We start from the raw sequence: 16,140 nt of genomic DNA on the forward strand, positions 1-16,140 counted from the left end.
GGCTCTTCGAAGATCGTTTTTTGAGCACTGAGATACTTCCCTTCGGCATGGAGAGTGAGCTTCGCGGAGACGAGCAGCTTAGCCTCTTGGTGGAACGGCTCGGAAAGGCTACGTAGTCGTAGCATTTCGCCTGCCACCGGATCGCCAATCGTGGAGAAACGAACCTCGTCAATGATCCGCTTTTCGATGTGGTGCACCCAACCGCGCAGGAAGGCTGTCGGGTTGGCGATCGTCTCGCTTGCACTGACAAATAGAGCTACCTGACAAGCCACATCGAATCGACCAGCCTCTTTCCAAACATACTCCACGTCGTTGTGCGTCGATCGAGCATAGTCATCGTGCTTGTCGATGAGCTTGTGCTGTGGGTTGCTCAATCTTTGGATGCCGACCGCAGGGAACGCATCTCCCATAATTCGCTCTGGCGTGTAGTCGTACACCATTCGCGGCGGGCTCGACAACTCAGGATACGATTTCACCAAAGAGCCGAGCGTAGCATAAACGATTTCGATTTCATTTCGGATCATTTGGCTCTCACCCGTTTCGCGATGCCCGTTGCCAGGCTGTCCTCGATGTGTTCCATCTCCTCATGCAATGCTGGTCGCAGATATGGCCGCGCTGGGATGCCTCTTGATTCGTCCCCGAATTCATGAGTCGCTGCCTGAATTGCAGGAGTCCCCACCTCTGCTTGCAAAGAACCGCGATCTACTTTGCTCGTGATACTGGCGCGCATGATCCCTGTGTCGACGAGTGGGGATTCGGAACCTGAACCTCCCCGTTTCATGCGAATTTTTGAAGCGGTCTTGTTTTTACCGAACTTCCTACGGATCGTTGTTTCCTTTAGCTTTGGCCAGAATTCTTGATAATGGCCGAGGCGCTTCTTTGCGTTTGAAGCGGTTTTGGTCGCCGTGATAATTAAGCCATCCGCCAAACCTGCATGCAGATCGTCCGCCATCATGTAGAGCTGCTTCGCAAGATCATTCAGATCCATTCACGTGGCTCCTTTCCGCTGTGCAAATGTAGTAAAACGACTCTCCAAAGAAAGGGGGAGCAACCTCCATCTCGCTTACCGAAAACAGCTTCCCGTCGTGTTTCAGTGCCGACCCTTTCTTGATCTCCGTGTCCAGCGGAGCCAAGAAGTTGAGATCGCCTCTGTATAGGTCAACTCCACTCTCGTTAACCACCACGTTGGGTTGAGCCTGTATGATGACGACCTGCGGTCGCTCGACCACGCTCACCCTTACAGGCTCATCCAGCGCGTTTTTTTCTGTGACTGTTCGGTCGAGTAGAATGATCGTAACTCCTTGCTCCGCGAAGCGCCGACCTGTGTCCGCACGAATATAGTCCAGCAACTTGCTCATCCGAAAGTCATGTAGGGACCCCGAGCGACCACTTCGAGCTGCGCCTTTTGATAGGGCTCCATCCTCTTGTTGTATTGCCGCTCCAGATCCTGTGCCGCCTTGTTGATCTGTTCGACCACACGCGATGCCGGATGAGCATCGATCTCCGATGCATTCGGAATTTTGTAGTTGATGTAGCGCTGCAGCCGCTCCTGATCGGCGAGCACAGCACGCAACGCATTGGCTGACGCGAGCCACACGACAGCGGGGACATCGTACTCTGGAACCGATTCCGGCGTCCGCATGCCCTTGTAGAAAAACGAGAAGGAGCCTGCCTGTGTCGGAGACTCCTTCATTATCAGCACTTTTTCGGAAAGTAGGAAGCTTAGCGAAGGCTCCACTTCCATTCCCACGAAGTCTGGCGGCAGCTCGTAGTCTGACTGGTCGATCACCACATCGATGCGACCGCGTCGGTTCTGCGCCGGGTTCCAGCGACTGTAATCGCTCACCGCGTCGAGGACGATCGACTTCAGCTCATCTTGAATCGTTTCCCCCTCTTCTTGTCTCTCCGGAGCGAAGACTACGCCTTTTGTGTCGCTGATCTGGCTACGAACCTTGCTGATCAGCTCCGTTAGCTTCGGCATGCCGCCTCGCCTCCTCTACAAAGAAAGCGTAGAGCGTCGACTTATCCTTGTCGTGACCAGAATAGTCGACGCCCCAGTCTTCCAATTGGGTCTTCATTTCGTTGACCGTGATGCTGTCATAGGAGGGCAGCTCGATCGTCGAAGGATTATCGCTTCCCCCGCCGACCGAAGTAAGGCCAGCGAGTGGAGCAAGGAACGGGTTCCGAATGGTTTGCTCCTTCGCTGGATCATTGGTTGTAATGAATTCGACATGACCTTTTGGCGGGGCATAAAATGACCCAGGTTGCACGATCCGTCCGTTAACGATGATCGGGTCAGACCCAGGCGGGTGGAATTTCTGGTTCATGTGCCATCACCTCCGATTATTGCTCGGAACGATAAAACTTGATCGTACGAAGCTTTTGCTGAATCGGTGTCTTGATCGCGTCATTGCAGAACAGGTAGATCTCTTCGCCGCCATTCAGCTCTCCATCATCGGTACGTGTCTCGAACGGGCCTTTCATGGTCATTCCAGTTTCAATCGCGTATTTAGTTGCACCACGCTGTCCAAGCAGGAGACGCGAATCACCGGCGCTCCACGGCTCGTTGTGCTCGACCATGTTGATGCCCTTGATCTGCGCCACCCACCCGGTCGGGTTGAGGTCAGATCCGTTCATCTTGCTCCACGTCTTAAAGAGCTCAGCCTGCGAGATCTCGTTGGAGAGGACTTCTGACATCAGGCCGAAATTCGGACGATAGAAATTCGGCGCGGAGCCCATTGCAGCCTTTTGCGCACCGATCAGATGCAAGAGCTTGTTCAGGTGCTTTTCGTACTCCACGCCCGCGGCTGGCGTCAGATTGAACAGTTGGATGTTGGTGACATAGCTGTAGTCGACGGTGACTGCGCCGTCCAACAGTGCGTCATCGAAGGTGATGGTGCCGTTGTCGTAGTCAATTTCGGCTGTCGACAGATCGACTTCTACTCCGTCCACTTTGACCACGATCTTGTTAAGCACCTGATTTTGTACGCCGCTCTCCGTGAGCACATTCGATAAGCGCTCGCGGACGATCGGGACGTAGCGATTCGGTTCTGTCAGAGTCCCACCGCGCAACAGCGTGATCGTGGCGCGGTCAGAGCTGATCTTCGGTGTTTCGCCGTTCACACGAATCGCGCCGTGCTCATCAGCCGACAAAAGCATCTCTTCGTGCAAGTCCAGAGACGTTTCACGCTTCAGATCTTCGGCAATATGGTAAACCAGTCGAGCCAGCGCGTTGTAGTTCAGCGGGCCAGACTTGAGAAAAGTCATAGTTTCGAGGGAGATTTCGGCGGCCAATTTCCGGGTGCGTGCCACGATCTGCAAGAAGTCGAGGCTCAACTTCCCCTTCGCCATCGGCTTCAATTCACCGTTTCGGGTCGGACGGCTGTTGGATCGAGCGTAAGTCTCACGCGGAATCTTAGCGAATTGACCCTTAAACGTGCCTGTTTCCACGAAGTGGAGTGCGATCATGGTCTGAAAGACCTGCTCGATGATCTGTCGCTCGAAGATGACGCCATTCATCACGCTCGTGGTCGTAGTCGATGTATCGAAGGAGTCAGCGAACAAAGAAAGTCGATCGCCATTTGCTGCATCGAACGCGTCGAGAACTTCTTTCACGACATGCTTGTTCAGCTTCTTGGTGTTTTCGTCCACGCTGTCAACAACGGACTGCACGTCTTCGACAGCTTCTCGCAGTTTGTCGGCCACTTCCATCCAACCGTTTTCCTCGCCAACGCGCTCCACGCCACTGTTCACGCGAGCCTGAGCATCCGCGATCGGGTTATTCCGGTCGAAGCCGAGGTTTTTCAGCTTATTGTCAGCAGAAAGCTGCACAGCGAAGTCGAAAGCATCGTTGAATGTCTTCTCTGCTACGTCCTTGCTGGTCAGGTCAATTTTGTCGGTTACGACTTTTTGGACATGCGGCGCAAGTTTGGCGATTTTGTCTTGCACTTCCTGGCTATCGATGTACGTCTGAGCCGCTTCGCGGTTCTTGCGCTGCTCATCCGCTTGGCGCAAGGTATCAAGTTCGTTCTTCTGCTTCTCAGCCTCACGCTGGCCGAGGATCGCGTCGCACATCGGCGCGCAATCTGCCTCTTCGGTGCGAATTCGTTGCAGCTCGGAATCTGTCATTGCCATGAGTTGTTGGAAATTGTACTTCAAGTTTTCGTCCCCCTCTTCCCCATTGGGATATTCTTGGTGATCGGAGAAGCCGATCCGATTGGCGCGTTTGTCCATCTCCTCCGCCTCGATCAGCTCTCTGATTTGCCACCATCGCTTATACCAGGCAGTATCGAAAGCGGCGCGGTCGATCGCATCCAGTTCCTCTTGCTCGACCCTATTTTTGAGTCGTGTGAGATCGGAAAGTTTCTCAGCCGTTTTCACCTGCTTGATGAACGGATCAACCGCGTCAGAAAACTCCCGCTGACCACCCTGATCCTCGGAGAGAATCTCATCGATCTGACCATCCGTGATCGGTACAGCCGACCCGAGCGTGTCAGTCAGAGCTGGATCGTCAAGCACGTCGAAGACGGCCAGTTCCAAACGGGTGGCAACCGTGACCTCCTTCCCGTTCAACCGCCCCCGTTTCCCCGCCCCGCTAGCGCGCATCGAGCAACCGATTCTACCACCAGCATCAAGCACCGCTTGTAGGTCGCGTCCACGTTGCGTGTCGATCGTATGGAAAATAAAATAGACGTTTCCGGCCTGATCTGGCTCCAGAACGTCTACAACTTTGATGCACTTGTTTTCGGTTTTGGACTTCCATCCTAGCTTACCGTCGGCTCTTTTGTAGGAGTCAGGGTGACCTTCCTCACCGATCGCCCCGCGAGGGTTGTTTGCTTTCCACTCGCTGACCATCGATGACAGAACAGCGCGCGGGTACACCCGATTGTTGCCGTTCACCACATCTGCACGTGTCCCAAGCATCTTGTAGAACTTTGGACCCGCCTTGAAGCCGATCTGACCATTGCTTTGGTCAACGATCTCTACTGGCCCATTGGTCGCATCCAGATAAGGCTCGACCACGACATCAACACCACCTGGACTCTGACTGTCCAGAAAAGGAATCAGTATTTGCGTTTCAACCGGCATTTCTTTTACCACTCCTTTACCACTCCTTTCCGATGAACCCCTTACATGTTGGACATGTTCGTTCGTCGCTTGTAACTATTATGATGACCTTTCCATCCTCGACGCTGTATGTGCAACGACAACGGATATGAGCGGGTAAGGAAGGTGCTTTTGATATATCAACTCCCGCCTCTGCATACATCCTCAAAGCCGACCGGTTGTACGCCCACATGCTTTCTGTCCGAGCAATCGCTTCAGATCGGTTCTTGTAAGCGTTGGCGTAGACTTCACCAATCGCTTCGCGAACCATCTTTGTCAGTTCACGTTTGCTGCCGGTGAGGAAGCCTGCTGCAAGAGCCTCACGTAGCTGTCTCTCGGTCGTAGCGTCGATGCCAACCACTCGCTTAGCACTCTTCTCAAGCAAATCTTCGAAGATGTCCTCTCGGAAGAGCTTGAAATTGAGGCCTACGTTTGTTGCGGCCAGCGTTCCTCCGATCACTGCGGAGTGCGTGTAGACGTATGCCAAATGCGCACTGTATACCTCGCGGTCATCAGCATGCACCGAGGCAACGGCATTGATGAACTGTTCAATAGCATCCTCGCTAAGATAGACCTCATCTTCTTCTGATTTCGAGTCGAGCACGATGTCATCCAGAGGAATACTGATCTTCGAAGCTTGCTTTCGCAGGCGGCGGAAACGCTTTTGCCAAATCAGCTTTGCTTCGGATTCTATCTCATCCATTCCCGCTAGGTGCGCGTCATCCTCTTCCTGCGAATCTGTCACCGCGTCCGGATCATCCCTTTCATCGACAGCAGAAGGCTTCTTTGCTGCCATACCCCGCGCTTGCGCCTCCTCTTTCAACGCCATTATGACAAATTCGGGATTTTCTACGCCGAAGATATGCGCGGTGTTGTTGATTGCTGTTCTCTTGTCAATCAAGCCGGCATCTAACGCCATTTTAGTGCGCTCGATCACCTTATCGTCAGGTTCGTCGCGGAGAGGTTGCCAGATGATATCGAACACAAGATCAACTGCTTCCGCGTCGATGCCGTGTAGCAGGAGCTCAAACTCGATCAGCGCGCGCAGACCGGAGAATTCACCGCCGTCACCGTACTCCAAGAGCTGCCGGATGTCCCCGATCGCATCGTAAAACTCCTCTTTCTGCTCATCGAGCACGTCGCGGTTGATGTCTTCAGCGAAGCCGAGCAGACCTTTTGGTACCATCGTGGCGGCGTTTTGCTTGTCGAACAGATAGGTCACGTCCTTGATTTTATCGAGGTTGCCATCTCCATCGAGATTCTTCACATCGCCTTGCCCGTTGTGATAGTAATCCGTGGTCGCTTTGTACCGACCGTTCTCGATGGTGTCCCGATGTTCTGAACGATATTTCTGGACCACTTTCTCGTCGCCAGGATTATCTTTGCTGCCGATCGAATGCACACGGCGTTGCGGCGCGCGCGTCTTTCGACGCACGACCATGTCATCATCAGCCGTGGCGTTTTGTTTTGACAGCTTCCGGATCGCCGCGTACTGACTCCGACCATACATCCCACCGCGCCACTTCCACCTGATGTGGTTCATTGACCACAGAGGGAAATGTTGCACCGCATCCTCTGGAATCAAGGTCAGAAAATACGCCCCGCGCTTTGGATCGATCTCTGAAAATGCTCGGGAAGGGTCGGGAAAGTTCCCGAAGTTGTCCTCGTTACGCTTGACGATCGCAGGCGGCGTCCATTTGATTGCCGAGATCATTGGCTGACCGAGCTGTTCTTCGATCACCACGTTTAGAAACAGATCGCCATCTGAAATGAGTCGCCCCGCCCACATCGGCAGCTTGCCATCGATTTTGCACCTCTTGAGGAACGCATCGATTATCGCCTGCGCCTGGTTCGCAACCTTAGCCCCGCGACCAGCTTTTTTTCTTGTACGAGCCGCTTTACTCTGCTGGTGTTTGCCTGATCCGCTGACTGTCACGAAAATGCCGCCACGAGTAGCTTTTCGGGCGACACGGACGTTTGTCTCATCGACCAGCGGGTCATCTTCCAACATCCTTTCGACATCGCGAAGCACGGCACGCCGCCCGCTCTCCACTTGAAGGACTTGGTACAGGTGATCTGTCTCGTTCACATCTTCGGTGTTATGAGCTTCAGGCGTGGAAACCGCCTGGCGTTGCTCTTCGGTGCGCTCCGGCGACCCGCGGCGCCAAAAGCTCGTGATCTTTTCAAGAAGCCCCATATGCTCCCTCCTCTCAATAGGCGTTTGCAAGATCAGAAATGTCGATACGGTCGGTTTTCACAACAACTGGCACTGGCTCAGGCGGCTCGACGAACGACAAAATGACCGCCTCCGCCCGGTCAGGGGATTGCAGTCCACGTTTTTTCATATCCTCCTTTCGTTCGACCTGCAGTCTGCCTTTTGATGTCATACGGTACTTCCTTGTGGTGAGTTGGGTGATCAACTTGCCATCATCCGGCAACTCGACAGTCGGCAGCTTGCCCTGCACGTGATCCGTGAAATTCTCCTGCAACGCTTCTTTGATGACTGCCCAACTTTCTGACGCCTTGTTGTCATAGAACTCGGTGTCGTCCGCCACACTTCCGTTGTTGACGGGGTAGACCTCGTAGGGCAATCCCTCTTCCCTCACCAGTTCGTTGAGGCGGTCCGTTACCCCGCCGCCAACACCAGTGTCGTCCACCTTGATTTTTACTCGTTGCAAGCGGCTCTCTGCCGCCATCATCGTTTTTGCGATATAGATAACATTTCCTGCCGTCTCCATCGTGTCCCGCTTGCTGTAGCAGTGCAAGGGGAAGACTTTGCCTCCGATCCGCGGAGCAATCACCGTTTCGTCATCACCAAAGCGAGCCACGTCGACCCCGAGGTGCAGCGTTGTCTCGGTCGGGACCACCCGGCACTCGGTCGCAAGCTCTGCCAACTCCAAGGCGATCAGGACGTTGGGCTCCGACCGCGGAAACTCTCCAATGACTCGAATACGGTACACGTCGCTGTCCTCGCCGTACTTCCGCTTCAGCATTTCGATGTTCTCTTTGCTGGTACGAGGGCTGTCGAGTGAAGAAACACGATGTGTCTTGTAGTTGGACCGGTCCTTGTGGTGTGACTCGTAAAAAACGCCGCTTGTGCGGGTCGGGTTCCCGCACATCAGAAGTTTGTTTTCTGGTCCGGAAAGGGTGCCAAGAATCGCTTCCATGATCTTGTCTTCGATACCGGATGCTTCGTCTGCAATGAATAACATGTGATCTTCGTGGAATCCCTGCATGTTCTCTGGCTTCGTAGCGGTCCGAGCTGTCGCAAACCAACGATCCGCGTAGCCTTTCATGTAGATTCGCGTCTTCGTCCATTCAAGCAGATCTGAAAGGATCGTGCCGTCGATCCACTTCGCAATCTCAGCCCAGAGAACGTCCATCAACTGCTGTCTTGTTGGTGCGGTGCACACGATTTTCGGGAACGGTCGGGTGCAGATGTACCAGCACACCGCAATGGCTTCTAGCGCGGTTTTGCCGACACCTTGCCCAGAACGGACACTTACGAAACGGTGTCCTGCCAGATCGCTTAGAACTCGCTGTTGCCAGCCATCCAGCTCCACGCCAAGAATGTCCTCTGCGAAATCCACTGGATAGTCGTAGTAGAGGTCAATCACAGCTTCAAGGTCAACAACAGCAGCATACGGTTGGTTTGTCATTTCGACTCACCACCACGCTTTTTGCGACGCTCAGCCATGCGTTTCGTCGCCTCGACCCACGCTTTCGCCTTGTCGTCTTCTCCACCAGAGCCGCCTTTGAGCTTTTCGATCTCCGCTTCCGTCTTCGTGATGTTCAAACGCATCTGCTTTAGCTCCAGCAACCGCGTGTCGGTCGCGTCGGCATGCGCTTCGAAGTCTTTGATCAACGATCGTAACTCTGACATCGCGCGAGCCTGCGCGTTCAGGTATGTGGCATGCTTATCCCACGCGAATTGGATCACATACTCTGTCTCTTCGATCTCCAAATCGCCAAGGACACGCTTGGACTTCCCCACCTCTTTTGTCATATCTTCCTGGTCGATAACGAACATCAGCTTCTGGGCGCGGATGATGGCTGCAAACTTGGTCTTGATGCTGATCCACAGCATATCCAGCGTGCTGAAACCATCGATCTCCTCAAGCAATTCTTGCACCTCGTCATCATCAGGAAAGTACCTGCGAAAGAAGCCGTGGGTTACTGCGTTACTGTTGCCTTTTGGCGCCGCTCCACCTTTGTTGCCGCAATTCGGTCGCGGATTCGGATTACCCCGACCGCCCTTCGCCCGCTGATTGCCAATCATGTGCGGACGCTTGGCGGGCTGACCAGATCGCGTTCGCGGCACATCATCGTTTGTTGTACAACTTTCAAATGATTGTTGTACAACTTTCCATTTGTCCCTCTGCTTCCACACCGCGACTACCTTTTCGTCCTCGCCGAGCATTTCCGCGATCTTCCGGTTGGTGATCTCGCTGCCATGCTCCAGCCAGATCTCATAGGCTTTGTCGCGGTTGGGATTTCTTGCTCTCGGCACTACATATCACCACCTCCAAAGCATAATAAAAACGCCATCAAGTGCAGGCGTATATGCATAGTTTTATGCAGCGAATCGACCTGTTTGAGCGGTCATTTCACTATCTTTTGTTGGACTTTGTGCGCGCACAGTGGATGCATAAAACTTACCGCGTATTCCGTCAAGCTCGAACCTGCGGAAACTGCACGAAACCTTGACTTCTCTGAATTTTTTACTACAACTATAATGTGAGTCCGACAACATCCATTATGTAAAATGCAGATTTTTGCATTCTCTATGCGACATCAAGAAAAGCACCCGAAACTCGGGTGCTTTTCTTGATGTTCACTCACTCTTTGAATTGCGGAGAAATCCCAACCAATGCCCAGCATAACTCCCTATGTTGTATACCGCAGACTCAAAGTCTCTGCTGCCCACTCTGTTTTTCGCTACACTGGATATGTGGACATAGATATCATCTATCGCCGGCCCAAACAACGCCTTGGTGATGTAGTTCTTTGCGGTCGACACTTTGGATAGCTGCTTGTAGTACTCTTTCGCTTCCTGCTTCACAGATGAATACAATTCTTCAATTTTTGATTTGAGTTCACTACGCTTATGACCCTTGGCTTCACCGTACTGTTTCAGCAACTCAAAAATTTCATTACTTGTTTTTTTGTACCCACTCAGCTTCTCGATCGCTTCCTCTTTCGTGATCTCTGCGAAATTCATAATAACACCCCTCTCTCCCCTCGAAGGTCAGAAGCAAGGCAAACTGCACCGAGCGAGGCAACGGCGATGATCAATATGACCATCTGCGCTCTCTCCTGTTTTGAGTTTGTTTTGCAGGCACAGTGAAAGCTGCCCATTAGGCGACTTAAAATGAAGGATGCTACTTGCTTGGTGGTCTTTTCCTGTACTTCAGTCCTTCGTGCCCCACAAAAACCTCAAGATACCCCTGCTTCACAAATGTATCTAGCCATTCATAGAGATCGTTTAAATTAGGTAGCCTAAAAACAGGTAAGCGTCGGGCTAAATCATTAAACACATCGTGTATGGTAAACTCTTCGCCTTCTTCCCGCTTTTTTACGTAATTCGCCACTTCCCACCTCAATGACCCCAACTTCCTATCATGCAACATTATTGTGTGCCTTTGAACGTTTTCAACATCTTGCTTTATTTCCTCAAGCACTTTAGCCTTTTCCTTATCCTCGGATGCACTTAATCCCCTGTCAATCTTTTCAGCTATTAATTGCAGTGAATCTGAGTGCTCATCCATCTTCTCCTGCAATTCTATTCTCAAGTTCGATACAGATGCTAGCAATGTGGCAGATTGTTCTAACGTTGACTGTAGCCCTGCAGCAAACTTTTCAAGATCTTCAACTGTATCTCTCATCTGAGAGATATTTTGCTTCTGACCTGCACTATCAATGAGCGGCATAATGATTGCTATCACCGCTAGCACTATCGAGACAACAGTAGCTGCAAAGCTCAAGTACTTACCAGCATTATCGCTGTCTCCCATCGTCCAAATTAATACCGAAGCAAGTACGAGTGAGAAGACAACACACATCCAAATAAAATCTCTTCTTGGAATCATTTTTTGTTCTCTTGATTTACTCATGGTATTAATCTCCTGCCCTATTTTTTATAATTGCTTCTACACGGCAGGTTTAAATCCTTCGTTACAATTCACAAAGTTACGTCTCTCGCCAGAACATCTGCTACACACCAGACTGTCTAACGGATCTTCTGCTTAATGAACGCTAGCCGCTAGCTCCATTTGCTTCTCTTCGTTGCAACGGGTATAGAGCCGCGTGACAGCCAGCTCCTGATCGTGGTCGCCTTGATGCCGGTGATTCGCTCGGCTTCCACAGCCGTAGACTCCTGGGCGATGCGGATCGCTTCGGACTTCTGCTCATCGGTGTATCTCTGCTTGGCCATTACACCATCTCACCACCTCCACGTGTAATTGCAAAATAAAAAGCACCCGGGTTGGGTGCTATTCCACATAATTGGGTTTTACATTCTCTGTTACCTTTGCCCACAAATATGATAAATACGTCCGATATAACTCTGTTTTCCCTTTTACCTCTCTTTTGAGTACCAAATCTAAAGATTTATACGCGTAGTTAAACGTCGAGTACACAATACTATCTATGATTCTCTCATCAAAATTTGGCGCAAGCCAGTAGTCTCCCTCCCTCACATGGAGGAATTGCATCGATGATGAAGCATGAACAGGTACCGAATAGATGTTGTAGTCGATTTTGTAGCTCTCGATAAGCCCAACAAGTTCAGCCATATTCATAAGCGATGGCTTTTTTTTCGGTTTATTCGAGCGATTTCTCCCATATTTTTCGAGAAGGTCTCGTTGCAACACCTTGTAGTACCAAGGTTTCTTTTCAACATAATGATCCTTCACCTTATCGTAATCCCGACGAAACTCTACTAAATGTTCTGTTGTATAATCATGCGCGTTATTTCTAGCTCTAAAATACCTCTCATAAAGACTGTGGTTCACGTATAAATCAGCATACTTGTCAAACTTCGTGTTCATATATTTCAAAAGAATATAGCACTCTAATAGCCCCCGAGTAACCATCAACGCTTCACTTGGGCACCCTGAGTCAAGAAGCATCCTGACACCATGGATGTTAGACACAATTTTGGCAAGGAATAATTTCTCTGCCTCATGACTCGTTTCGAAAAGATTCTCTGTGAAACACAACAAGATAAACGAATACATCTTATCCAACACCTGAGTATGAGGAATCGCTTTTTCTCTATCTTTGATGAAGGCAGCCTGAAATACATCCTTGTTTTCAAGGACAAATTCTTTTAGTTGTTGATCAATAGCGCGTACGTACTCTTCTTCAAAAAGTTGTTCGCTTAATGATTTTTCCGTCATTTCACATAACACCTCCAAAGGCTGTATTCTCCAAACTTTAGAGGATTCCTCTACACCTTCACACACCCCACCACACGCCCGCACAACGCCTTTCCCGCGCTGGACGGCACCAACCACTCACACCGCTGCCCGAGTTGGCACTTTGGCGTGGCGGCAGTCTGGCGGATCTCCTCTGCCATTTTGTTGAGTTTGCGCGTCTCGGCTGCTGTCATGGCGTGATCACTGGCAAAGAAATGATCTCTGCCATTACCTCATCGATGTTGTATCCAAAGATGTCGCCGAAATCATCAGCTTTTGTCGCCCACGATACTTCCCAACCGCCTTCTAAGCCTTGCATTTCTCCGCCCGGAGCAATGGGTGTCCAGAATGCCTCCACACAGATATACCCCTTAGCTTCCAAGGCCTTAGCGATTCGTTTCTGTAGCCTTGTGGTTGGCTTCCATACCTGCTGCTCCATCTCATAGTCTCCTCTCGCTTTATCTGCAATCAAAGAAGCCCACCAGACGACGCAGAAGCAGCGCGTGATGAGCTTTGGTAACGCAGATGTCTGATTGTGCACATCGAACATCTATAGTGCTTGTCGGCGGTATTTGTAGGTACCTGTTGCCGCATGATCACGACAAGGCGTTTGCAATCCTCCCTTGCCTCCTATGCGGCGGATGTCATCTGCATCGGACTCACCCCTCTCTCGAATGTGCTCTAGGAGTGATCATATGTCGCAGCGAAAACGTCGGGCTTGCACGGATAGAACTCCCCTTGCACGCCTTTGATGATCCAGTCGCCTACATTTGCCAGCATAACGCCTTCAAGAGTAGCGATTGCGTATTGGTCATCAATGTTCAATTTCGGCGATGCGTCACCGACAAAAGCGGCGATTTCATCTGCGTTGCCACCATCATATTGGATCGCTTCAATCTCAACTGGTTTCTTGCGGAATTTCTGAATCATTCTCGTCCTCTCTTTCGCCGTCAGAGCACTTCACTTCCCTACCCTAACTGTTCCCCTCTACAGATCGAAAAACGGCTCAGGAAGGCTCAGGCAAGCTCTGCGGCATTGTTTGTTTGTTTTCTGGTAGGCCTAGCGGGGATTGAACCCGCGACCTGACAATTATAAATTGTCTGCTCTAACCATCTGAGCTATAGGCCCGCATAAATAGATAGACCGCCTGCTCTGATCGTCATGATCTGCAAGCGGTCTGTACATTCGCCCCACCTCACCTACAAATATGGCATTACATTAAGTAACATTAGATCATACAATGATACGCCTCGTTACACGTCGTAACATTACATTATGAAATAATATACGTTGCAACATTATCTATCTTACGTTACAATGTGTAACATAACACGACGTAACATTACTCCATATAATGTTACTTCACAAAACGAAGGAGGATCACCATGAATGTATCCGAAGCACTCGCGATCTTGGCTCAGCATGGCATCACCGACTCTGAGCAGACCGTCCGCCGATGGCTCAGGTCTGGGGAACTCAAAGGCACCATCACCAAGCGCAAGTCCGGCTACGAGATCACTGATGAGGATCTAACAGCTTTTATCCATACCAAAAGACCCGATTTGGCATTGCGTGCCGAAATCGAGCGCCTGAGTGCGCTTGTCGCCAAGCTGGAGGCGGAAAACAGCGAGCTGCGAAGCAAGCTGTCTCCTGCTAGCGTCGAGCAGCAACCTACCGAACCTGCAAAATCTCTCGCCGACCAGATAATGGCTGTGAAACTACCGCCTGTATATGGACGGATCGAGTTACCTTGCTCTTGGCCGCAAGTGACACCCGACTTACTCTCGGACATGCGAGACATCGTGCTCCTCGCTAAGGACACACGTCGTCCGTACATTGACTCTCGCATCATCAAAACCATGCCCGACCACGAACGCCTTACCGATGCTGATCGAGATTTTCTCAGGCACTTCGCCTTTGCATGGGGCCACGCGTCTGGATTTGGGATGAAGTACAAAGACTACGTTGCAGCCGTCTTTGATTGCACCGAGTAATGTTACATGATAAAAAGATAGACCGCCTGCGCGACCGGGCTCCCTGTCCTCTCGCAAGCGGTCTATCCATCGTCAGGAGCTCGGCTCGGTTGTCCTAAGCACCTCACACTATCATCATACAACGGGTTGACACGATTTTTTTCCCTGACTTTCTCCCCGAAAACTCCCCCAAAAGTCCGCATTTTCTCATCGCTCACGCCGCGTCGTCCCCTTTGGACTCATAGACTTCGATCCGCAGCGCAAATGCAATTCGGAGCACGGCTTTTTCCTTGCATTCGTAGTAGTCGTTCTTGCACAGCCCCAATTCTGGCCAGATAACGGTGTCCTTTCTCCTTTTCCGCTTCTCCACCATGAGCGTTGATCTCATGACCTTTTGCTCGTACTCCGGCAGGTTTGCTACAGCTTGCTCAACTGCATCGACGTAGTCCATCATCGCGATTGTGCGCGCTTGGTGTTGTTGCAGGCGCTCCGCTACCTCTACCATGTCCGCGTAGGCGGTGCGTTGGTGCGACGATCGGATCAGGTCGGCATCCGTGTCCGGTCGAGCTACTGTCGTGTTTGCACTCGGTCCCTTGATCCCTTTTACGAGGTGCAGAGGTGCTGCTGAGCAATCAAGCGTCTTCCGGTAATCGTGGTACTGCTCAAATGCCTTCTTCACGGCCGCCCGCGTGGCTCGTTCATCTACTCTTGGCAGGTCAAAGGTCAGTTGCATGTTCATCTCTCCCTCTCATGTTTTATTGTTACTTGCAAGTAACGTTATTCACATGGTAATATTATCTCAGTAACATTACGTTAGGTAACATTACTTTGACAGGTGGTGCTCATCGATGGATGTAAAAGCAGTGTTGCAGGCTCTATCGGATAAAGGGATTACGAATTCTGAGCAGATGGTCCGCCGTTGGATCAGATCCGGCGAACTCAAAGGCGCACGCTCAGCAAACCGTAAAGCAGGCTATCAAGTCGATCCTGCCGATTTAGATGCGTTCATTCAGCAACGGTCCTCTTCGTCGAACCATGAGATTCATCGCTTGCAAACGGAGAACGAAGCTCTCCTGAAGCGTGTTGCGGAGTTGGAGCGAGAATTGGCAGCTCTCCGTGTGCCCCCATCATCTCAGCCATACACCACGATGATCGATGGTGGTCGCTATGTTTTCCTCAAACACCCAAACCACAAGCGTCACCACGTCTATGACCAGCAAGCCGGCAAAACCGTGTGCGGAAAGTCTATCGATGATACCTGGCATCTCCTTTTGCCCAATGCCTATACTGGCTGGGGCGTGCTTAGTGCTCCACGCTGCGATGGAGATCGATGCCCAACGTGTATTCGCCATACGATGGTGGAGCATGATTTGTAAACGCCGAAAGAGAGCGCTATAGGCTCTCAGATCGACGCGGACTTATTCGTCAATGTACACGTTATAGGCTCCACCAGCGTTGATGATGTTGATAGCCTCTTTTGTCGCAAGTTCATCGCGTTGTTCGTCAGTTGCTCCATTCGGTACATCTACTTCAACTTCGACGACAATTTCTACTCGTGCTTTCATGGGATCACCTCCTCTCATGGCGGTGGTGCTGTTATGCGCAAACCGGGCAGTTCTTCTGGCGATTGCAGGTACATTGGT

Annotated in this window: 19 protein-coding genes and 1 tRNA gene; 2 read left to right on the forward strand and 18 right to left on the reverse strand. The window is 51.2% G+C overall.

The window, feature by feature from the left end; genetic code table 11:
* From ACFSOY_RS20775 to ACFSOY_RS20850, 16 genes are all read right to left on the reverse strand, one after another.
* On the reverse strand, nucleotides 1-524 hold a 524-nt coding region (locus tag ACFSOY_RS20775), incomplete at its 3' end, for a hypothetical protein (RefSeq protein ID WP_386049766.1).
* On the reverse strand, nucleotides 521-988 hold the full coding sequence (locus ACFSOY_RS20780; RefSeq protein WP_386049767.1) for a phage virion morphogenesis family protein: 468 nt from the start codon (nucleotides 986-988) through the stop codon (nucleotides 521-523). The genes ACFSOY_RS20780 and ACFSOY_RS20775, both read right to left, overlap by 4 nt.
* On the reverse strand, nucleotides 975-1,358 hold the full coding sequence (locus ACFSOY_RS20785) for a hypothetical protein (RefSeq protein ID WP_386049768.1): 384 nt from the start codon (nucleotides 1,356-1,358) through the stop codon (nucleotides 975-977). The genes ACFSOY_RS20780 and ACFSOY_RS20785 overlap by 14 nt, the downstream gene beginning before the upstream one ends.
* Nucleotides 1,355-1,981 (reverse strand): hypothetical protein, encoded by a 627-nt coding sequence (locus ACFSOY_RS20790; RefSeq protein ID WP_386049769.1) that lies wholly within the window; start codon nucleotides 1,979-1,981, stop codon nucleotides 1,355-1,357. Before ACFSOY_RS20790 ends, ACFSOY_RS20785 begins: the two co-directional genes overlap by 4 nt.
* Entirely contained in the window at nucleotides 1,944-2,327 is a 384-nt protein-coding gene (locus tag ACFSOY_RS20795; RefSeq protein ID WP_386049770.1) for a hypothetical protein, read from the reverse strand. Before ACFSOY_RS20795 ends, ACFSOY_RS20790 begins: the two co-directional genes overlap by 38 nt.
* 16 nt (nucleotides 2,328-2,343) lie before the next feature.
* On the reverse strand, nucleotides 2,344-5,100 hold the full coding sequence (locus ACFSOY_RS20800) for a hypothetical protein (protein ID WP_386049771.1): 2,757 nt from the start codon (nucleotides 5,098-5,100) through the stop codon (nucleotides 2,344-2,346).
* A 4-nt stretch (nucleotides 5,101-5,104) separates the two neighbouring features.
* Entirely contained in the window at nucleotides 5,105-7,303 is a 2,199-nt protein-coding gene (locus tag ACFSOY_RS20805; protein WP_386049772.1) for a portal protein, read from the reverse strand.
* Nucleotides 7,304-7,316: 13 nt separating this feature from the next.
* Nucleotides 7,317-8,765, reverse strand: a complete 1,449-nt coding sequence (locus ACFSOY_RS20810) for a phage terminase large subunit (RefSeq protein ID WP_386049773.1) — start codon at nucleotides 8,763-8,765, stop codon at nucleotides 7,317-7,319.
* The gene (gene terS / locus ACFSOY_RS20815) at nucleotides 8,762-9,616 is read right to left on the reverse strand and encodes a phage terminase small subunit (RefSeq protein WP_386049774.1); all 855 of its coding nucleotides are present in this window, start codon (nucleotides 9,614-9,616) and stop codon (nucleotides 8,762-8,764) included. Before terS ends, ACFSOY_RS20810 begins: the two co-directional genes overlap by 4 nt.
* 324 nt (nucleotides 9,617-9,940) lie before the next feature.
* On the reverse strand, nucleotides 9,941-10,327 hold the full coding sequence (locus ACFSOY_RS20820; RefSeq protein ID WP_386049775.1) for a hypothetical protein: 387 nt from the start codon (nucleotides 10,325-10,327) through the stop codon (nucleotides 9,941-9,943).
* 160 nt (nucleotides 10,328-10,487) lie between these two features.
* Nucleotides 10,488-11,219: a hypothetical protein gene (locus ACFSOY_RS20825; protein ID WP_386049776.1), complete on the reverse strand. Its 732-nt coding sequence runs from the start codon at nucleotides 11,217-11,219 to the stop codon at nucleotides 10,488-10,490.
* Between the two features lie 149 nt (nucleotides 11,220-11,368).
* A complete protein-coding gene (locus ACFSOY_RS20830; RefSeq protein WP_386049777.1) occupies nucleotides 11,369-11,539 on the reverse strand; it encodes a hypothetical protein in 171 nt (56 codons plus the stop codon).
* A gap of 58 nt (nucleotides 11,540-11,597) precedes the next feature.
* A complete protein-coding gene (locus ACFSOY_RS20835) occupies nucleotides 11,598-12,506 on the reverse strand; it encodes a DUF5677 domain-containing protein (RefSeq protein ID WP_386049778.1) in 909 nt (302 codons plus the stop codon).
* 208 nt (nucleotides 12,507-12,714) lie between these two features.
* Entirely contained in the window at nucleotides 12,715-12,963 is a 249-nt protein-coding gene (locus tag ACFSOY_RS20840) for a hypothetical protein (RefSeq protein WP_386049779.1), read from the reverse strand.
* 242 nt (nucleotides 12,964-13,205) lie between these two features.
* Nucleotides 13,206-13,454 carry a hypothetical protein gene (locus ACFSOY_RS20845; RefSeq protein ID WP_386049780.1) on the reverse strand — a complete coding sequence of 83 codons (249 nt, stop codon included), beginning with the start codon at nucleotides 13,452-13,454 and terminating at the stop codon, nucleotides 13,206-13,208.
* Between the two features lie 121 nt (nucleotides 13,455-13,575).
* Nucleotides 13,576-13,652, reverse strand: a tRNA-Ile gene (locus tag ACFSOY_RS20850).
* Nucleotides 13,653-13,909: 257 nt separating this feature from the next.
* Between ACFSOY_RS20850 and ACFSOY_RS20855 the strand changes: the two genes are divergently transcribed.
* Nucleotides 13,910-14,518, forward strand: a complete 609-nt coding sequence (locus tag ACFSOY_RS20855) for a coiled-coil domain-containing protein (RefSeq protein WP_386049781.1) — start codon at nucleotides 13,910-13,912, stop codon at nucleotides 14,516-14,518.
* A 193-nt stretch (nucleotides 14,519-14,711) separates the two neighbouring features.
* Here ACFSOY_RS20855 and ACFSOY_RS20860 read toward each other — a convergent pair whose 3' ends face one another.
* The gene (locus tag ACFSOY_RS20860) at nucleotides 14,712-15,236 is read right to left on the reverse strand and encodes an ArpU family phage packaging/lysis transcriptional regulator (RefSeq protein WP_386049782.1); all 525 of its coding nucleotides are present in this window, start codon (nucleotides 15,234-15,236) and stop codon (nucleotides 14,712-14,714) included.
* A gap of 109 nt (nucleotides 15,237-15,345) precedes the next feature.
* On the opposite strand from ACFSOY_RS20860, the gene ACFSOY_RS20865 reads away from it, so the two are divergent.
* Nucleotides 15,346-15,873, forward strand: a complete 528-nt coding sequence (locus tag ACFSOY_RS20865) for a helix-turn-helix domain-containing protein (RefSeq protein ID WP_386049783.1) — start codon at nucleotides 15,346-15,348, stop codon at nucleotides 15,871-15,873.
* Nucleotides 15,874-15,915: 42 nt separating this feature from the next.
* Here the strand turns inward: ACFSOY_RS20865 and ACFSOY_RS20870 are convergent.
* A partial coding sequence (locus ACFSOY_RS20870) for a hypothetical protein (protein ID WP_386049784.1) occupies nucleotides 15,916-16,140 on the reverse strand: 225 nt, incomplete at its 5' end.

Origin of the sequence: Tumebacillus lipolyticus, assembly GCF_042682745.1 — a bacterium.
Taxonomy (GTDB): Bacteria; Bacillota; Bacilli; order Tumebacillales; family Tumebacillaceae; genus Tumebacillus_A; species Tumebacillus_A lipolyticus.

Coding starts and splice junctions, on each gene's coding strand:
- ACFSOY_RS20780 (WP_386049767.1), bottom strand. CDS start 988: ATGGATCTGAATGATCTTGCGAAGCAGCTCTACATGATGGCGGACGAT.
- ACFSOY_RS20785 (WP_386049768.1), bottom strand. CDS start 1,358: ATGAGCAAGTTGCTGGACTATATTCGTGCGGACACAGGTCGGCGCTTC.
- ACFSOY_RS20790 (WP_386049769.1), bottom strand. CDS start 1,981: ATGCCGAAGCTAACGGAGCTGATCAGCAAGGTTCGTAGCCAGATCAGC.
- ACFSOY_RS20795 (WP_386049770.1), bottom strand. CDS start 2,327: ATGAACCAGAAATTCCACCCGCCTGGGTCTGACCCGATCATCGTTAAC.
- ACFSOY_RS20805 (WP_386049772.1), bottom strand. CDS start 7,303: ATGGGGCTTCTTGAAAAGATCACGAGCTTTTGGCGCCGCGGGTCGCCG.
- ACFSOY_RS20810 (WP_386049773.1), bottom strand. CDS start 8,765: ATGACAAACCAACCGTATGCTGCTGTTGTTGACCTTGAAGCTGTGATT.
- ACFSOY_RS20820 (WP_386049775.1), bottom strand. CDS start 10,327: ATGAATTTCGCAGAGATCACGAAAGAGGAAGCGATCGAGAAGCTGAGT.
- ACFSOY_RS20825 (WP_386049776.1), bottom strand. CDS start 11,219: ATGAGTAAATCAAGAGAACAAAAAATGATTCCAAGAAGAGATTTTATT.
- ACFSOY_RS20830 (WP_386049777.1), bottom strand. CDS start 11,539: ATGGCCAAGCAGAGATACACCGATGAGCAGAAGTCCGAAGCGATCCGC.
- ACFSOY_RS20835 (WP_386049778.1), bottom strand. CDS start 12,506: ATGACGGAAAAATCATTAAGCGAACAACTTTTTGAAGAAGAGTACGTA.
- ACFSOY_RS20840 (WP_386049779.1), bottom strand. CDS start 12,963: ATGGAGCAGCAGGTATGGAAGCCAACCACAAGGCTACAGAAACGAATC.
- ACFSOY_RS20845 (WP_386049780.1), bottom strand. CDS start 13,454: ATGATTCAGAAATTCCGCAAGAAACCAGTTGAGATTGAAGCGATCCAA.
- ACFSOY_RS20855 (WP_386049781.1), top strand. CDS start 13,910: ATGAATGTATCCGAAGCACTCGCGATCTTGGCTCAGCATGGCATCACC.
- ACFSOY_RS20860 (WP_386049782.1), bottom strand. CDS start 15,236: ATGAACATGCAACTGACCTTTGACCTGCCAAGAGTAGATGAACGAGCC.
- ACFSOY_RS20865 (WP_386049783.1), top strand. CDS start 15,346: ATGGATGTAAAAGCAGTGTTGCAGGCTCTATCGGATAAAGGGATTACG.